Below are 14,616 nucleotides of genomic sequence, written 5' to 3'. Positions count from 1 at the left end.
CTCAGGCAGTCACAACGTGTATATTTTCCTACCGGCCACTGCAATCACAGAACAACACTTCGTCGGCACCTAAGTCAACAGAAATTGGTATTGAGCTCAGCCTTCCAGAAATAAATTGGCAGCTTCCTGTTTGCCAGGAGTTTGTGGCGAAGAAGATTCTCCGAATCACCATTGGGCACCTGAGGCATTGTTTAGTGCAGAGTCAAGCTCATGGCCTACCTCTTTTCTGTGCCAGAAATGTCACTCGCGTTGGCATTCTATGGTTACTCAAAATATAGGAAAGGCATAACATGGCGCTCAACCTCGCTCCCCTTCTGGTGCGCTGGACGCTGCGAAAACAAAGCCGCGCAGCTCCGATTCTTTCTACGTTGAGGCTGTAAAAAACCTCTCCCACTGGCATTTTTTCCCCATCTGCCGTGGCCTAAAACGTTGTGTTTACATCCCCAACATGCTGCGCAAACACGAAACGCTACAAACCCCAAGACCGCAACAGCATGCTGTTGCCAGTCATATAGTCTGAACAAGTCGTCCCCAGCAGTTTCGCCTTCGCACTGGACTACCTCGTGAACAGCGAACTCGATCTCAAGGCGATGGATGCCAAGTTTAAGGGCGGTTGAATCGGAGCCAGTGCCTGTGACCCCGCGTCATGCTCAAGATCGTTTTACTATTCTGACCAAGGTTTGATCCCCAGCCGGTCCATCGAACAAGCCTGCCTGCGTAACGTCCTATTCATCGCCATCAACGGCGACAAGTATTTTAATATAACCACATCATAAGTTGTCTGCAGTTTGCGACGACCAAATCAAACCCCTGTTCAGCTGCAAGTAATGATAATACGATACCCAAGGCCTGATCGGACTGCGAGATGTTACGCCATCGATGGCGTCAAGTTGCCAGCAACGCCAGCAAAGAAGCCGCAGCGGTACCCCAGAAAGTGCGCCACCCGCACGCCGATCCAGTTGGAAAGGCATGCGATAAATACCAACCCACTACCAGGCCCAAGACAAACAGGGGCCTGGATCAGACGCAGGTGCACACTAGGCCCAAACGCCAAACCCAGATGGACGCCCACTATAGAAACCTTTTTCCGGAATTCCACCGAGCACCGCCCAAACGCATGGGTAGCGAGGCAAAGAACTCAAATCCAATGTCACAGACCCTCAGAGTGCCAGATGGCCGCCAGCAAAGGTGTCATGCAAGGCTACGCGACACAGGCCGTGGTGGACGGCGCAAACCGAATTATCACTTCCAGCGGACGTCATTGGTTCAAGGGTTCCGAGAACAAGCCATGCTGCTACCCATGATTGAGCAGGCTAGTCCTATCGCACACCAGGCATACATGGTCGCCAAGATGCCGGTTACCACAGCGATGCCAACATCGCAAAGCTGATGGAGACAAGGCGTTCCGTCCGTGGTTGCCGACAACCAAATGCGATACCGCGATGAGCGCTTTGCGGAGCAGGACAAATACAAAGGCAAGCCCGACCCGCTGTCTGAGAAGGCCACCGGGGCAAACCGAAATCCGACGCTTTGGCCCCAAGGACTTCAGCTTAACATCAACAACACCGCGACGTGTCCTGCGGTTCAATTGATGACTAGTGCTGGCAAGATCTACCTCTCATCAAGAGGTTTGCACTTCCAAACGACCACCGCCAAAGAGATCGACTACAATGCCTGTGCGCTGAGTGGGCAATACCTCAAAACTGATGAATAAGCTGAACTACGGACGTGGTCGTCAGGTCCCCCGCTTTGTGCCCCGTCCGAAGACACCGCAAACCCAAGCGAGCGCATGCGCCAATCCATCGATTCGCCCAAGGGACGCCAGCTATACAGCCATCTCTTTGGCACCGTGGAGCCGGTGTTTGCCAACATCCGGCACAACAAGCGCCGGACGCTGAACCACCGAGAACGCACCAAGGTCAACACGCGGTGGAACCTGTACTGCAAGGTCACAACATTTACAAGCTGTCAAAGACGGGCATAGGGCAGCACAGAACGCAATAGAGTTGAAATGAGGCCCTAGAACCGTCAATAGGCGTGGAAACGGATCCAAAATGCGGCACACTTTGTAGATGGACACAAAATTCATGAAAACTGATCCGCGAAGCCTGTAGTGCAGCCAAATGGCGCGCGGTAAATCAGGTTTTACAGCCTCGTTAGGTCTTACTGAAGGTTATCGCATGAAGTGAAATTGACGCCATTCCAAGCTCGCCAGTTAGAAACATCCATCCGATTGCGGACAGCGCCGCCAACCGTTTGGTGGTACTGCCGATCATCTTGGCGAAGACCGCTTCCTAACTGCCCTCTACGGCGATGGCATCGCCGCGTTCATCTGGGCCGCCGGGCGAGCTAAGCGCGTTCTTTGCCCGGGCTTTCGTTTGCGGCTTATATCCGAGACTTGAAACTCTTCTGACCAGTTCGTTCGCGTCTGGCCACTCTTCATGAAAATCACCAGTTGGGGCCGAAGAGGAGGGGCTTCTTTTGCGCAGGCAAAAAAGGGATGCGACCTAACAAATCTATATGGACTCCCCACAAGTTCAAGAAACTAATCGATAGTTTGGCTTTGAGGAAGCGCCTGCAGTCGTATATCCGGCATCTGGTGTGGACTCTGGTAATGGTCCGTGCCGACATGGAATCTGCGTCACCGATGCGCCAATCGTTACAAACGGCAGGCACAATGCCGGAAGGTTATCGGCGTCTATCGGTGTGGGGTGAACCCGGTTGGCCATGATGGTCGATCAATCTCGTCGCAACGCGTGATGGGTGTTCCGTTTCTTCTTGGTGACGGCTGTTTGGATCTTTTCGGTCCACGCTGGCATCACAAAGCTCTCCTGTGAGTCTTCTTGTTCAGCCTGGCACTCTCCAAACGGCTCCTTGTCCCGCAGCGTGGCATAACAAATCCGTGCCAGCTTGTTGCCCAGTGCACAAGCCGCCTTATTGTGGTTGCTTCGACTTTGCACATCCAATGCCCAGCGCCGAACGCCACACACCTCGCGCCCGGCGTCCTGCGCCACCTTGGACGCACGCAGCACGCTCCTGGCCCCGTGGGTCAGCAACATGCGCAAGTAGCGATCCCCTTCTTGGAGATACGCCCCCAGATGGCGGCTACTGCCCGAGCTGACTCATGGGCGTCAGACCAAACCAGCTGGAAAAATGCCGCGCATCGCGAAGTGCTCACATCGCCAGAAGTCGCTGCCACCAGCGCCGTGGCGGTCAGCAAGCCAATGCCGGGAATTGACAACAGTGTGGTGCAAGCTGGACTGAACTTGGCAATGGCAGCCAGTTCACGCTCCAGCTGCGCAATGCGGGCTTCGAGCAAGTCGAATTTCTTCTACAGCAGTTTGGCTGTGCCGCGGATCAAGTCCGGCACTGCCGTATTGGGATCGGCCAGTATCGGCTGATTGCTTCCACGCCGGTGCGTGCACCCACAGGGATGGCAATGCCAAACTCACGGCAGAAGCCGCGCAAGGCATTAATGCGGGAAGTGCGGGTACCCATCCATAGTGAACGTATGCGGTGCATACCTTGCAGAGCTTGTTGTTCGACAGACTTCACCCGCACGGGACGCATGTCAGACGCGCGCGCCGCTTCCAGAAGTGCGGCAGCATCGACCGCGTCGGTCTTGTTGCGCTTGACGTAGGCGCGGATGTACTGGGCTGGCAACAGCCGAACCTCATTGCCCAGGCTATTGAGCCAGCGCGCCCAGTGGTGGGCCGAACCGCAGGCTTCCATGATGACCAGGTTTACTTCCCGGTTGAGAAACCAGCGCTCGAACTGGGTGCGTGTCAGGCGCTGGGTTTCGATAATCTTCCAGTGTTCATCAGCCACAGCAAGTTGAAAGACGGACTTTGCAAGATCGACGGCAACGATAGGTAGCATTCATGGTGGACTCTTTAGCGTTGAAAGACCTGCATCCCCCATGCCCATGACGACCAGAGCGCCACTGTTGCGCAAAGACGGGAGCCTCCCCTTCCCCGGACCTGCGCGAGCCGCGCCGGCCGTGTCCCGGGCGCGACCTGTTGACGCCGCCCAGCCGCCGTGAGCCCCCGGCCGGCACGCCGCCACCGTGGCTCCGCCCCTGGCGGCGCGCGACCCGCCCTCACGGCGGCCGCGGCGTCCCTGGGCCGGCGGCCCGCCGCCGCTTTGCCGCTTTCTTTTGCGGCTTTCCGGACTTCTCCCGGCGCGTGCGCGGCTGGCCCCCGAAACACCAATTGGGCCGGGGACTTCTTGCACAGGCGAACAGGATGCGACCTAACAAATCGCTGGAGCGGACGCGTGAAGGATAAAGTGCCAAGCTCATGCGACGGCGCGCGCGCCGCTCAGCTCACACGTTGGGCCTCAAATACTGTATCTCTTACACACAGGAGCGAAACATGTCCGTCGACGTAATAACAAACACTTCACCCGTCATCTGGCTGGGGCGCGTTCTAAGTGGGCTGGCTATCGCCTTCTTGCTACTCGATGCAGTAATGAAACTGGTGCCTATCCAACCCGTCATAGACACGATGCAGGCTTTGGGCTTCAACAGCACAACCACGTTAGCTCGTGGTCTTGGCATCTTGCTTTTGGGTTGCACTGTACTCTACGCCATACCAAAAACAGCATTGGTGGGTGCGTTGTTATTGACTGGTTATCTGGGTGGGGCAATCGCGATTCAGCTTCGGGCAGGAAACCCGCTCTTTAGCCATATCCTGTTCGGAGGCTACATCGGTATATTCCTTTGGGCCGGTCTGCTTATGCGGAACAATCAAGCACGAGCCCTTCTTTTTCCTTGATGCGTGGTTCCGTGGAGAGGTTTAGGCCCAACAAGGCGCTCCAGCAGACGCGCCAACAGCGCCGCGCCGCTGAGCTTGTGCGCTAAACCGGAACCTATTGCTGACAATCGAACGGCAGCTGTTCCTTCTGGGCTACTATTGCAATCGCAGCACTACCGCCCGTCACCCACATCACAAGTGATTCGGATTCCCCGATAGTAACGACCGAGAATACAAAGGCTGCACTACAAATAAATGAGCTGCTTACGTATATTCCACGAGGGCTAGAGGCAAGTTCTACTCACAACTTTCTTGCAAAAGGCTGTCTTGCTTATCACCTTTCGGTGTTGAAAATCAGATAGTCAGACGTAAAACTTGGACGCTCGGCGCCGCCCGGGTAGCGCTTTCAGGATGATGACGCCGCGCACGGCCGACAGGTCAGCCAGGGGCGCATCGGCAAATGCCGGGCTCAGCGGGTGCAGTACCCAACCTGCTTTGGTTCGCACAAGCTGGCGGAATGTCCATTCTTCGTTGTGCCACGCCAGCACGTAAGCGCCGTCTTTGGCCAAGCCTTCGGGCTCAATGATGAGGATTTCGCCTTCCAGAAACTCGGGTGCCATGCTGTGGCCCATCACCATCACCATCAGCGCAAAGGACTCCGCGCCCCCGCACTCTGGTACCGCCAAATCGTGGGTTTGCATGGCGTTGCCGATTGGCTGCTGGGCTGCCCCAAGGCGATGAATAAGGCGGCCTTCCGTTTGGGAAATTCGAGCAAAATTGGCCTCTAGCCCTCGTGAAATATGCCTAAGTAGCTAAGAAAAACATAGTAAATCGACCGTACCAATTCTTAGTTTGGCAATGCTGCGGCCACAGTGCGCAACGCGGCGCTATCGCGGATGTGAATGCGTTCGCGTGCCAGCTCTACCCAGCCTTCACGTTCGAAACGACGCAGCAGGCGCGACACCATTTCCCGCACCGTGCCCAGCTCGTCGGCCAGTTCCTGGTGGGTGAGCGCCAGGTCGGGCCCCCGGCCCAGCAGGGCAGCGGCCAGGCGTTGGTCCAGGCGCTGGAAGGCCACGGCGTCGATCAGTCCGGTCAGGTCTGCCATGCGCTCGGCAAACAGGCCCAACACGGCATCGCGAAAGGGGGGTGTCTCCAGCCATTGGTTAAACAGCACCGGTGGAATCAGCAGTAGCGTGGTCGGCTTGGTGGCTGTGCCGGTGGCCGACAGCGGCAGGCTGCGAAAAAGGCTGGCGCTGGAGGCCAGCACAGTTCACCCGGCACGACGCGGTACAACTCCAGTGAGCGTCCGTCGCTGGAGTGGCGGCTGACCTTGACTTCGCCTTCCAATACCAGCGGGAAACCCCTGCAAGCGGCCTGTGCGCTGAACAGCACGGTACCAGCGGGCACGGTCATGGGCCCGATCGACGTGCCCTGTGAGTGCAGCGACGGCTCCACGCTGGCAAGTGCCGGGTACAGGGTGCAAGGGTCGATCATCGGCGCAGTGTAGCGGCGGGCGGGTTATGGGCCTTCAATGACAGCTGGCCCCGGTGCTGCCTTTGCCGGCCAAATCATCCAGGATAGGGCAGTCAGGGCGGGCGTCACCATGGCAGTTCTGCAGCAGGTCTTGCAGGGAGCGCTGCATGGCCTGCATGGCAGCCATGCGGGTGTTCAGCTCATCCATGTGTTTTTGGGCGATGCGCTTCACGCTGGCGCTGGCACGGCTGCGGTTGTGCCACAAGCCCACCAGCTCGGAAATCTCGGCCATGGAAAAGCCCAAGTCACGGCCACGCTTGATAAAGCGCAGAGTGTGCACATCGCCGGGCGTGTATTGGCGGTAGCCGCTGTCGGTGCGGTTGACCTGCCCCAAGAGGCCCAACGATTCGTAATGGCGCAGCATTTTTGCCGAAACGCCAGACTGGCGCGCCGCCTCGCCAATGGCAATGGGGCCGGCGTTTCCGTTCTGCCCGTTGGACTCAGTCGGCAACGGCATAGCCTTCTTCGGCAATCGCTGCTGCCAGCGCCTGGCGTGGCTGGTTGGATTGCACTTGCACGCTGTTTTGGCTGCGGTCGATCACCACCTGGGCCTGTGGATCCACTTGCTGCAGCGCCTGGGTCACGGCCTTTTCGCAATGACCACAGGTCATACCGGTTACGGTAAAGGTTTGGTTCATGGGGGTTCCTTGTGGGGTTGTTGGATCAAAAGAGCCACAGTTTGAACCTTACCACGGTGGGAGAGTCAAGCACTTGTCCTTCCGCACTTGACCTTCCTATGGCGGGAGGGTTTAGGCTACACACCATGGAAACAAACCCTACTCCCTCCACCGCCGGCGCTACGCTGGACATCGGCATTGGCGGCATGACCTGCGCATCCTGTGTTGGCCGCGTTGAGCGCGCCTGAAAAAAAGTCCCCGGCGTGCAGGACGCATCCGTCAACCTGGCTACAGAATCCGCCCGTATTGTTTTTGCGGGCGATGCGCAGATGCCGGTGCGCCTCAAACGCGCCGTGCGCGACGCTGGCTACGAGCCGCGCAGTCCGGCCGAGGTGGATGCGCTGGAATCGGTATCACCGTGGGCCGGATTTGGCCCGGTGGCACTGGGTGCGCTGTTGTCGTTTCCGCTGGCTTTGCCCATGGTGGGTGACTGGTTTGGCCAGCATTGGATGTTGCCAGCCTGGGTGCAGTTGCGCTGGCCACGCCGGTGCAATTCATACTGGGTGCGCGCTTCTACAAAGGCCGGCTGGCACGCCGTGCTGGCGCGCAGCGGCAACATGGACCTGTTGGTGGCCATTGGCGACTGCGGGCTGGGCTCTGTCGGTGTGGTTGTGGCTACAGGCCGGCGATGGTGCCATGGTGCACCTGTACTTTGAAGGCTCCGCCGTGGTCATCACCCTGGTGCTGCTGGGCAAGTGGCTGGAGGCGCGCGCCAAACGCCAGACCACGGCCGCCATCCGCGCGCTGCATGGTCTGCGCCGGATATAGCCCATGTGCTGGGCCGTAATGGCGAGGTGGATATGCCCATCGCAGAAGTCATGGTTGGCGACCGGCTGGTCGTCAAGCCCGGCGAACGCTTCCCGGTGGATGGCCTCTTGCAGGAAGGCACAACCCAGGTGGACGAGTCCATGCTCACCGGCGAACCGCTGCCGGTGCGCAAAGACGCAGGTGATGGACTCACCGGTGGCTCGATCAATGGCGATGGCCGTGTGGTGCTGCAAGTCACAGCGGTGGGCGTGGACACTGTGCTGTCGCGCATCATCCGTCTGGTAGAAGACGCTCAGGCCGCCAAGGCGCCCATCCAGCGTCTGGTAGACAAGGTCAGCGCAGTGTTCGTACCCGTGGTGCTGGTGCTGGCTTTGCTCACGCTGCTGGGCTGGTGGCTGAGTGGGCACCCGTTTGAGACGGCGGTCATTCATGCGGTAGCGGTGCTGGTGATTGCCTGCCCGTGTGCACTGGGGCTGGCCACACCGGCGGCCATCATGGCGGGCACTGGCGTGGCAGCCCAGCATGGCATCCTCATCAAAGATGCCCAAGCGCTGGAACTGGCGCATAAGGTTGATGTGGTGGCCTTTGACAAGACCGGCACGCTGACGGTGGGCCAGCCGCGCCTAACCACCTTGGCGTGTGCGGAAGGTATCGATGAGACTTCGGTCATGCAGGCTGTGGCCAGCCTGCAAAGCGGCAGCGAACACCCGTTGGCGCGCGCTGCGCTTGGCCGCTGCCAAGGAACGTGGTGTGGCGGTTATTGCACCCGATGCCGTGCGCGCCGTGCCGGGCCGCGGCAGTGAGGGAGAGGTGGGCGCCAGAAGCTACTTGATCGGAAGCTTGCGCTGGATGGAGGAACTGGGTGTGCGCATGGGGATGCTTGCCACCCGTGCGCAGGAGCTTCAGGCGCAGGGTTCACCGTGTCGGCCGTCGCTGAACGCACCACAGAAGGCTTGACGTTGAAGGCCATCATGGCCTTTGGTGATGAACAAGCCCGGTGCCCGTGAGGCCCTCGAAGCGCTGCGCGCACGCGGTATCCGGACCGTGATGATTTCCGGCGATAACCGGGGCGCGGCCGAGGCCATGGCCCGTCGCTTGGGGTTACGGCCTGAAGAAGGCGAGGTGATGGCAGAGGTGCTGCCGGGCGACAAGGCATCACTGGTGGCCGGACTCAAGACGGCGGCCACACCGTTGCCATGGTGGGTGACGGCGTCAACGACGCACCCGCGCTGGCGGCGGCCGATGTGGAGCCTGGCTATGGGCAACGGCACGGATGTGGCCATGCACGCAGCCGGCATCACACTCATGCGGGGGGACCTGAGTTTGGTGGCTGCGGCGTTGGATATATCGGATCGCACCGTGGCCAAAATCCGGCAGAACCTGTTTTGGGCGTTCTTCTACAACGTGGCCGGTATTCCCCTGGCGGCGCTGGGCTACCTCAGTCCGGTGGTGGCGGGAGCCGCCATGGCGATGAGCTCGGTGAGCGTCGTGACCAACGCTTTGTTGCTCAAACGCTGGCGACCGGGGCGGTAAAGCCACCGTCAATCCGCAAAAGACGCGGTTCTTCGCACCCAGTTGCACACTGTCGCAAACCACTGGTAACGCAGGGGACGGATGCCTACAGTTCGCTCATCGGGTCAGCTTGACCCAGTAACCGGAGCCCACCATGTCGAACTTTGCCACCAGCCCCCGTTTCAGTTTTGCCGGATTTGCCTTCGCCGTTGCCATGACCCTGGTCCTCAATGGCAGCATGTTGGCCGGCTTTGACCGCATGGCCCACAATACCCAGCCGGCCGATCTGACCACCACCGCAACACGCATGGCCAAGACCGCCCCGGTACTGCCTGCTGTGCAGCTGGAGCGTGTGGTTGTTGTCAGCCGCCGTGCTTGATTGGATCTTGCGGTGAAAGCCTTCTTCAGGATCAACCGGGGTTTCATCGCCTTTCTGGTCTGCTTTGGCTTTTTCCGCCTGGCCATTGCCGACTGGAACCCCATTCCCTCTGGCTCCATGCGCCCCACATTGCTGGAGGGCGACGTGGTGATGGTAACCGGCTGGCCTATGACTTCAGAGTTGCCGCTGACCGACACGGTGCTATTTTCCACCGGAACACCGCAGCGCGGCGACGTAGTGACATTCAACTCCCCACGGACGGTACCCGCCTGATCAAACGGATGGTGGCTGTGCCAGGTGACGTGGTGGAACTGCACGATGGCCTGCTCACCGTCAATGGCGAGCGGGCATCGTATGACAGCGTTCATAGCCATCAAGAGCCACTGGACAACGGCGCATCCACCGGGCCTTGCAGGCCACGGGCACCTCGCTGGCAGCACGCGTACGGTGCAGTTTTTACCTGACGTAATGGCCCGGCGCAATTGGGGCCCCGTGGTGGTTCCGCACGACCAGTATTTCTTTTGGGTGACAACCGTGACAACAGGTGCTGACTCACGCTACATCGGCCTGGTGCCTCGCCACCTGTTGATCGGTCGGGCCCATCACATTGTGGTGTCGGCAGCCATCAAGGAAGACTGGCAACCCCGGATGGAGCGCACTGCGCAGCGTATCCAGTAACCGTGCAGCGCGCCCAGTGGTTACCGCGTGGCTTGCAGTGGCGAGGAAGCCTTGCAGGCTGGCCGTTGCACCTCCCGGTAACTTGCGCACAGGCGCACTGTTTCCCCCTGATTGCTCCAGGGACTTTGCCATGCCGTCCACAGCAGCCAGGTGCGGGGGTGAACAGGTTGACCATCCGCTGGGCCTGATCACGCGAGCAGCTGCCGGTAAACATCTGCGGAAGCGCGCCACCATCTCGTTGGGCGGCTTGGCGGCAACTCTGTGAAATGCTTCTCCATGAACTGGAACAAAGGCTCTGGCCCAACCGCCGCACGGCCACGGCCGCCGCGTACGGCGGTCATGACCTCGCGGATGTCATGCTGTGGCGATAACCACAGTTCCCGTGCGGCTTAGGACAGTGAAGGTTTGCGAAAGCCGCCCAGTGCAGCATAAATATCGGCGCGTTCGCGCCGGTCAGGGTTATCGTGTACGGCAGCCAACAGGGCATCAAAATAGGCTTTGTCACCCGACAGCGCCGCCACGTGCAGCACCATGGCGCGGCTGTTGACGGGCAGGCTTTTGCGGTCTTTGGGCCAAGCCTTTGCCAGTTTGGTGGCTTGGGTTTGCAGACCGGCATCTTGGCCCAGTTCGGCCAACGGCCCACCCAGTTGCTCGCAACAGCCGGTCATCGGCCGAGTCTGTCGGTCGGTCAGCAGACCCAAACTGCGTGCCCGTTCACCAGAGCTTGCTGCCACGGGGCCGCGTAAGCCGAGCGTTGTTTGGGTTCCAGTAGCGGCTCGACATGGGCAAATCAATCCCAAGGCGGTGGTTGTAAACTTCCCGTGAAGGATGGCCGGCAAAACGGGTGGCCATCGACGGGGCTTCGGCGACGCCCGCAAGTCACCGGACTCGGTCAGGGCTTGGCATCGTCAGGTTGGCCAGCAACTCGGGCACGCTCAGATCAGCCGTGTTCATCAGCGTGCATGGCACCGGAAGCATATACGGATCGGTAATAGCCCGAACCTCCCGCGTTGGCCTGCACCCACGCTGGGCAGGTGCTGTCCGCCGGGGCAGTTCCCCGTCTTGCGCCAGCGCAAAACTTGTGCTGCGCCAGCGGCGTGTGCGCACCTTCACCGGCACTTCCACAGGGGACTGTTGGTGGCTTCGCTGCCAGCGGGCAAAGCGTGATTGCGATAGTTTCAGCAGAGGCTTTGCGCTGCAATCGGTGCCACCGTTACGCGCGGAACGCCAGGCTGGTGGGTGAAAGTCTTGAAGGCGCCAGCCAGTTCCGTATCGCCCTGGGCCAGCGCGGCGACAAAGTCTTCGCCGGTGGCGTTACCCCGCGTGTGCCGCCGTGGCGGCGCACACCGGCCTGAAGCGATCGGCGCCCAACCAGTTTTCGAACATGGCCAGCGTAGCCTGGCCTTTGCCATGCTCGATGGCGGCCAACTGTCCACCAGCGGGTCACCTTGGGAAAAACTGCCGGTCACCGGCTGGTAAATTGCGAGTGGATAGCAGTCGGTCGGTCTGCATGGCCCAGGCCCGTGCATCCTGTGTGCCACTTTCGTGGTACTCAGGGGCCATCTGGCTGGTGATCTTGTCGGCCATCCACGAGGCAAGGCTCGTTAAGCCACAGGTCATCCCACCAGGCCATGGTCACAGGTCGCAAACCACATATGAGCCAGTTCATGGGCATGGGTGGAGACAAAGTAGCGTTTGAATGGTGCAGACTCTTCCCCTTGTTTGGCCAACAGGCGCAGGAAGAGAATGTGACTAACCGGGTTTCCATGGCGCCAAAGCTCAAAGTCATGGGCGGTGCCATCATCGAGTTTTTCATAGGGATGGTGTGCCAAGTAGGCCTCCAGCCGACCCAGGATTTCGGGCGTCATACTGGCGGCAAACCTGGCTTCATGAGCACGACCCGCGTGGCGTTATGAAACGCACGGGCGTCTTTCAGGCCATGCCGCCATCAGAATGTCGAATGGCCCTACGCCAAACGCCAACAAATAGCTTGGCAGTGGCTTTGTGGTCTGAAATTCCACCACTTTTGGCCGTTGCTTAGCGGCACTTCGCGCCATGGGAGCGCTGGCCACGGCCGTCATGCCCTGTGGAATCGTCAGAGATAGCGTCCACGGCACATTCCAGCCCGGCTCGTCAAATCCGGGAAGGCCCGGCGCGCACTGATGGACTCAAACTGGGTAAACGCATACCAGTCGCCACCCTCTTTCTGACGGAACGGCCCTTGGCTGTCCTTGTCTTCAGCCGTCGCTGAACGCCACCGTCAGCAAGCCCTGGCCTGCAGGATAGGGGTGTCAAATTCAGGTCCATCAGGTCGAATTGCGGATACGGGCGCGGGCTACGTAAGTCTTGCCGCCCAGCTCCAGTCGAGCCGACGTGACGGTGATTTCGGCCGCATTGAGCCGGATAACCGTGCCGGGTTGGGTGATGGTGACGTCAATGCCCACCTCTCCCCTGGTGGCGTTCCTGGTTGGGGTCTACGGTGAGCGCCAGTCGGTAGGCGGTGGGTGTTACGCCACTGGGCAGGCGCAGAGGGTACATCTTCAGCGGCAAATGCCTGCAGTGATAACAGACACGAGAACGCAAACCAGCGATCAGCTTCATGCGATGGGTCTTTCCGGTAGAAGATTAGCCCCAACGGTGCGGGAGGCGGACAGGAATTCCGCCGCCGCATGCTCTGGCCGCACTGGATTGCAGGCGGCCCCGCTGGGAACGGGATTGGCGTTTATACCCGCAGGTCAGGGGCCGGCCTTGCGCTCGCGATTTTTGCGCCAGGCGTCCAGGTGCCAGGCCAGGAAGGGCAGTAGCAAGATGGAGCCGGGCGGTGCCCAGATGATCAGGTAAGGGATAAACCGCCGATGCGGCGCGCGGCATCGCGCTGCCGATCACGTCAGTCCTGCGTTGTCCATTTCAACCCATTGCGCGGCTTCATCAGTCAAGGGAATGGCACCCTGCCCAGTCTTCTCGCTCAGCACGCATGCCGGTTTTCGCGGCTATTGCCGGCTAAAAACGAATGGAACCAGCCAGGGCATGGCGCAACCGCGCTTGGTGCAGATCGTCTTGTCGGATCAAACGCCGCCGCAGGAGGAGCGATGCCGGCTCCGCAGCAGATTCTTGGGTGGAAGGTTTGGGCTGTCCCATGGATGAGTTATCCGGTATCCGCTTCACAGTGTACGTAAGCCGGTGCTGGCCCACTCCCGCACGCGGGTCAACTGCTCCACAAGGAAAATGCCCGCGGGCGGTACGCAACACCGCGCGGGGCTGCCAGATGAGCAATGTCACCACTGCAGCAGTGACCAGGCCGGGTGGGCCGTTAACCAGACCTGGGCTTTATGCGCCAGTGCGCGACCACGGTCCCCAGGTTTTGCAAGGCGGTGCCGGGGCTGCAGTGAATCGGCCAATTGACCGCGTTGGCTGGCTATGCGTTCACGCAGCCGCCCACGCTGCACGCTACAAATCAATCAGGCGCTGGTCCATGGCGGGAAGCGGCTTTGAGTTAGCGCAGGTCTTCCTTCAGTTCGGCCAGACTGGTGGCAAACAGAGGTTCGGTCTTGCTGGCTGTGCTGCGCATGGTGAAGTAAAAATACAGTGCCAAGGCCCAGAACAGGCCACCCGCCAACGCTACCACGATCAGACGTTGCTCCCAGAACAGCAGGGTGATTGCAATGACGACAAGCACCACGCCCAGCGCCACACAAAACAGCATGGATAACGCCAGCATGGGCGCGCGCATGCATGACGCGTCCGACCTCGATCTCGTTGCCAGAACTCCAGGCGTGTCTGTCCGATGGCCAGCAGCGAGGCTGCCCCTTAGCCGTGACGGAACTCCAGGCTGGAGCTGCCTTGCGGTTTGTTGCCATCGGGAGCTGTCAGCGAGGATTAACGGCGGCCCAGGATGAGGCCGACCAAAAGCCCACGCCAGCACTAATGCTCACGGCTTGCCATGGGTTATCGTGAACGTAGTCGTCGGTGGCCTGCAGCGGCGGCGTCCGCTCCACCGAGTATGGCCTCGGCCGACGCCAAGCAGGCGCGAGCGTCTTTTCAGCCAGGCTTCAATGCGGGCGCGCAGCTGGGTAATCTTGTCTCCCGACTGGTCTGCGGTGGCCGGGAGCGTGTCCTCGGCATCAACAATCACGGCGGATATCGTTTACGAGCCTTTCCTGCGAGCCCATGGAGGAGGTTGGGGAGTCAGACATTGTGCGAACCTTTCAAATAAATGGGTTTGGGGTGAAAGGGTGGCAGATTCCGAAGATGCGGTCGCGTCAAGACCCGAGTCGCAATAACCTTAGGCGCGATTCGCGGCGGTTAGTGTTTG

20 protein-coding genes and 4 pseudogenes are annotated in these 14,616 nt (G+C 59.9%); 7 read left to right on the top strand and 17 right to left on the bottom strand.

Annotation, left to right across the window (positions count from 1 at the left end):
• Positions 1 to 1,411: 1,411 nt before the first annotated feature.
• Both IPI80_RS21525 and IPI80_RS21520 read left to right on the top strand, forming a co-directional pair.
• Entirely contained in the window at positions 1,412 to 1,714 is a 303-nt protein-coding gene (locus tag IPI80_RS21525; RefSeq protein WP_413863623.1) for a hypothetical protein, read from the top strand.
• A gap of 72 nt (positions 1,715 to 1,786) precedes the next feature.
• A pseudogene (locus IPI80_RS21520) lies at positions 1,787 to 1,984 on the top strand (transposase); the annotation flags it as partial.
• A gap of 754 nt (positions 1,985 to 2,738) precedes the next feature.
• Here IPI80_RS21520 and IPI80_RS21515 read toward each other — a convergent pair.
• The 3 genes from IPI80_RS21515 to IPI80_RS21505 are packed head-to-tail and all read right to left on the bottom strand — an operon-like array spanning position 2,739 to position 3,879.
• Positions 2,739 to 3,059 (bottom strand): hypothetical protein, encoded by a 321-nt coding sequence (locus IPI80_RS21515; protein WP_413863621.1) that lies wholly within the window; start codon positions 3,057 to 3,059, stop codon positions 2,739 to 2,741.
• Positions 3,050 to 3,319: a transposase gene (locus IPI80_RS21510; protein WP_413863619.1), complete on the bottom strand. Its 270-nt coding sequence runs from the start codon at positions 3,317 to 3,319 to the stop codon at positions 3,050 to 3,052. Before IPI80_RS21510 ends, IPI80_RS21515 begins: the two co-directional genes overlap by 10 nt.
• Positions 3,320 to 3,357: 38 nt before the next feature.
• Complete coding sequence (locus IPI80_RS21505; RefSeq protein WP_413863617.1) at positions 3,358 to 3,879, bottom strand: IS110 family transposase; 522 nt, start codon at positions 3,877 to 3,879, stop codon at positions 3,358 to 3,360.
• Between the two features lie 494 nt (positions 3,880 to 4,373).
• Here IPI80_RS21505 and IPI80_RS21500 point away from each other — a divergent pair, with 494 nt between their 5' ends.
• Positions 4,374 to 4,775 carry a DoxX family protein gene (locus IPI80_RS21500; RefSeq protein WP_413863615.1) on the top strand — a complete coding sequence of 134 codons (402 nt, stop codon included), beginning with the start codon at positions 4,374 to 4,376 and terminating at the stop codon, positions 4,773 to 4,775.
• A 341-nt stretch (positions 4,776 to 5,116) separates the two neighbouring features.
• Here the strand turns inward: IPI80_RS21500 and IPI80_RS21495 are convergent, their stop codons facing one another.
• The 5 genes from IPI80_RS21495 to IPI80_RS21475 form a co-directional block, all read right to left on the bottom strand.
• The gene (locus IPI80_RS21495; protein ID WP_413863613.1) at positions 5,117 to 5,455 is read right to left on the bottom strand and encodes a S24 family peptidase; all 339 of its coding nucleotides are present in this window, start codon (positions 5,453 to 5,455) and stop codon (positions 5,117 to 5,119) included.
• Positions 5,456 to 5,601: 146 nt separating this feature from the next.
• Positions 5,602 to 6,024: a Crp/Fnr family transcriptional regulator gene (locus IPI80_RS21490; RefSeq protein WP_413863611.1), complete on the bottom strand. Its 423-nt coding sequence runs from the start codon at positions 6,022 to 6,024 to the stop codon at positions 5,602 to 5,604.
• Positions 5,940 to 6,251, bottom strand: a complete 312-nt coding sequence (locus tag IPI80_RS21485) for a cyclic nucleotide-binding domain-containing protein (protein ID WP_413863609.1) — start codon at positions 6,249 to 6,251, stop codon at positions 5,940 to 5,942. The genes IPI80_RS21490 and IPI80_RS21485 overlap by 85 nt, the downstream gene beginning before the upstream one ends.
• 34 nt (positions 6,252 to 6,285) lie before the next feature.
• Complete coding sequence (cueR, locus tag IPI80_RS21480; RefSeq protein ID WP_413863607.1) at positions 6,286 to 6,747, bottom strand: Cu(I)-responsive transcriptional regulator; 462 nt, start codon at positions 6,745 to 6,747, stop codon at positions 6,286 to 6,288.
• The gene (locus tag IPI80_RS21475) at positions 6,731 to 6,928 is read right to left on the bottom strand and encodes a heavy-metal-associated domain-containing protein (protein ID WP_413857524.1); all 198 of its coding nucleotides are present in this window, start codon (positions 6,926 to 6,928) and stop codon (positions 6,731 to 6,733) included. Before IPI80_RS21475 ends, cueR begins: the two co-directional genes overlap by 17 nt.
• Before the next feature lie 242 nt (positions 6,929 to 7,170).
• On the opposite strand from IPI80_RS21475, the pseudogene IPI80_RS21470 reads away from it, so the two are divergent.
• From IPI80_RS21470 to IPI80_RS21455, 4 genes and pseudogenes are all read left to right on the top strand, one after another.
• A pseudogene (locus IPI80_RS21470) lies at positions 7,171 to 9,268 on the top strand (heavy metal translocating P-type ATPase).
• A 133-nt stretch (positions 9,269 to 9,401) separates the two neighbouring features.
• Positions 9,402 to 9,626 carry a hypothetical protein gene (locus IPI80_RS21465; protein WP_413863605.1) on the top strand — a complete coding sequence of 75 codons (225 nt, stop codon included), beginning with the start codon at positions 9,402 to 9,404 and terminating at the stop codon, positions 9,624 to 9,626.
• A 12-nt stretch (positions 9,627 to 9,638) separates the two neighbouring features.
• Positions 9,639 to 10,090, top strand: a pseudogene (lepB, locus tag IPI80_RS21460) (signal peptidase I).
• Positions 9,981 to 10,304, top strand: coding sequence for a S26 family signal peptidase (locus IPI80_RS21455; RefSeq protein WP_413863603.1), 324 nt, complete (start codon positions 9,981 to 9,983; stop codon positions 10,302 to 10,304). The pseudogene lepB and the gene IPI80_RS21455 overlap by 110 nt, the downstream one beginning before the upstream one ends.
• 389 nt (positions 10,305 to 10,693) lie before the next feature.
• Here IPI80_RS21455 and IPI80_RS21450 read toward each other — a convergent pair whose 3' ends face one another.
• From IPI80_RS21450 to IPI80_RS21410, 9 genes and pseudogenes are all read right to left on the bottom strand, one after another.
• Positions 10,694 to 11,038: a hypothetical protein gene (locus IPI80_RS21450; protein ID WP_413863601.1), complete on the bottom strand. Its 345-nt coding sequence runs from the start codon at positions 11,036 to 11,038 to the stop codon at positions 10,694 to 10,696.
• 145 nt (positions 11,039 to 11,183) lie between these two features.
• Positions 11,184 to 11,417 (bottom strand): hypothetical protein, encoded by a 234-nt coding sequence (locus IPI80_RS21445; protein WP_413863600.1) that lies wholly within the window; start codon positions 11,415 to 11,417, stop codon positions 11,184 to 11,186.
• Positions 11,418 to 11,747: 330 nt separating this feature from the next.
• Positions 11,748 to 11,891: a hypothetical protein gene (locus IPI80_RS21440; protein WP_413863598.1), complete on the bottom strand. Its 144-nt coding sequence runs from the start codon at positions 11,889 to 11,891 to the stop codon at positions 11,748 to 11,750.
• A gap of 29 nt (positions 11,892 to 11,920) precedes the next feature.
• Positions 11,921 to 12,172, bottom strand: a complete 252-nt coding sequence (locus IPI80_RS21435; RefSeq protein WP_413863596.1) for a hypothetical protein — start codon at positions 12,170 to 12,172, stop codon at positions 11,921 to 11,923.
• 42 nt (positions 12,173 to 12,214) lie between these two features.
• Positions 12,215 to 12,439 (bottom strand): annotated as a pseudogene (locus tag IPI80_RS21430) (hypothetical protein); the annotation flags it as partial.
• Between the two features lie 171 nt (positions 12,440 to 12,610).
• Positions 12,611 to 12,748, bottom strand: a complete 138-nt coding sequence (locus IPI80_RS21425) for a hypothetical protein (RefSeq protein ID WP_413863594.1) — start codon at positions 12,746 to 12,748, stop codon at positions 12,611 to 12,613.
• Positions 12,738 to 12,905 carry a hypothetical protein gene (locus IPI80_RS21420; protein ID WP_413863592.1) on the bottom strand — a complete coding sequence of 56 codons (168 nt, stop codon included), beginning with the start codon at positions 12,903 to 12,905 and terminating at the stop codon, positions 12,738 to 12,740. Before IPI80_RS21420 ends, IPI80_RS21425 begins: the two co-directional genes overlap by 11 nt.
• Positions 12,906 to 13,797: 892 nt before the next feature.
• On the bottom strand, positions 13,798 to 14,034 hold the full coding sequence (locus IPI80_RS21415) for a hypothetical protein (protein ID WP_413863590.1): 237 nt from the start codon (positions 14,032 to 14,034) through the stop codon (positions 13,798 to 13,800).
• A 136-nt stretch (positions 14,035 to 14,170) separates the two neighbouring features.
• The gene (locus IPI80_RS21410; RefSeq protein ID WP_413863588.1) at positions 14,171 to 14,299 is read right to left on the bottom strand and encodes a DUF883 family protein; all 129 of its coding nucleotides are present in this window, start codon (positions 14,297 to 14,299) and stop codon (positions 14,171 to 14,173) included.
• Positions 14,300 to 14,616: the final 317 nt, after the last annotated feature.

This window comes from Candidatus Aalborgicola defluviihabitans, from assembly GCF_016705985.1.
Lineage (GTDB): Bacteria > Pseudomonadota > Gammaproteobacteria > Burkholderiales > Burkholderiaceae_C > Allorhodoferax > Allorhodoferax defluviihabitans.
Note: the sequence above shows the minus strand (reverse complement) of the source record. Positions and strands in the feature narration are given on the sequence as shown.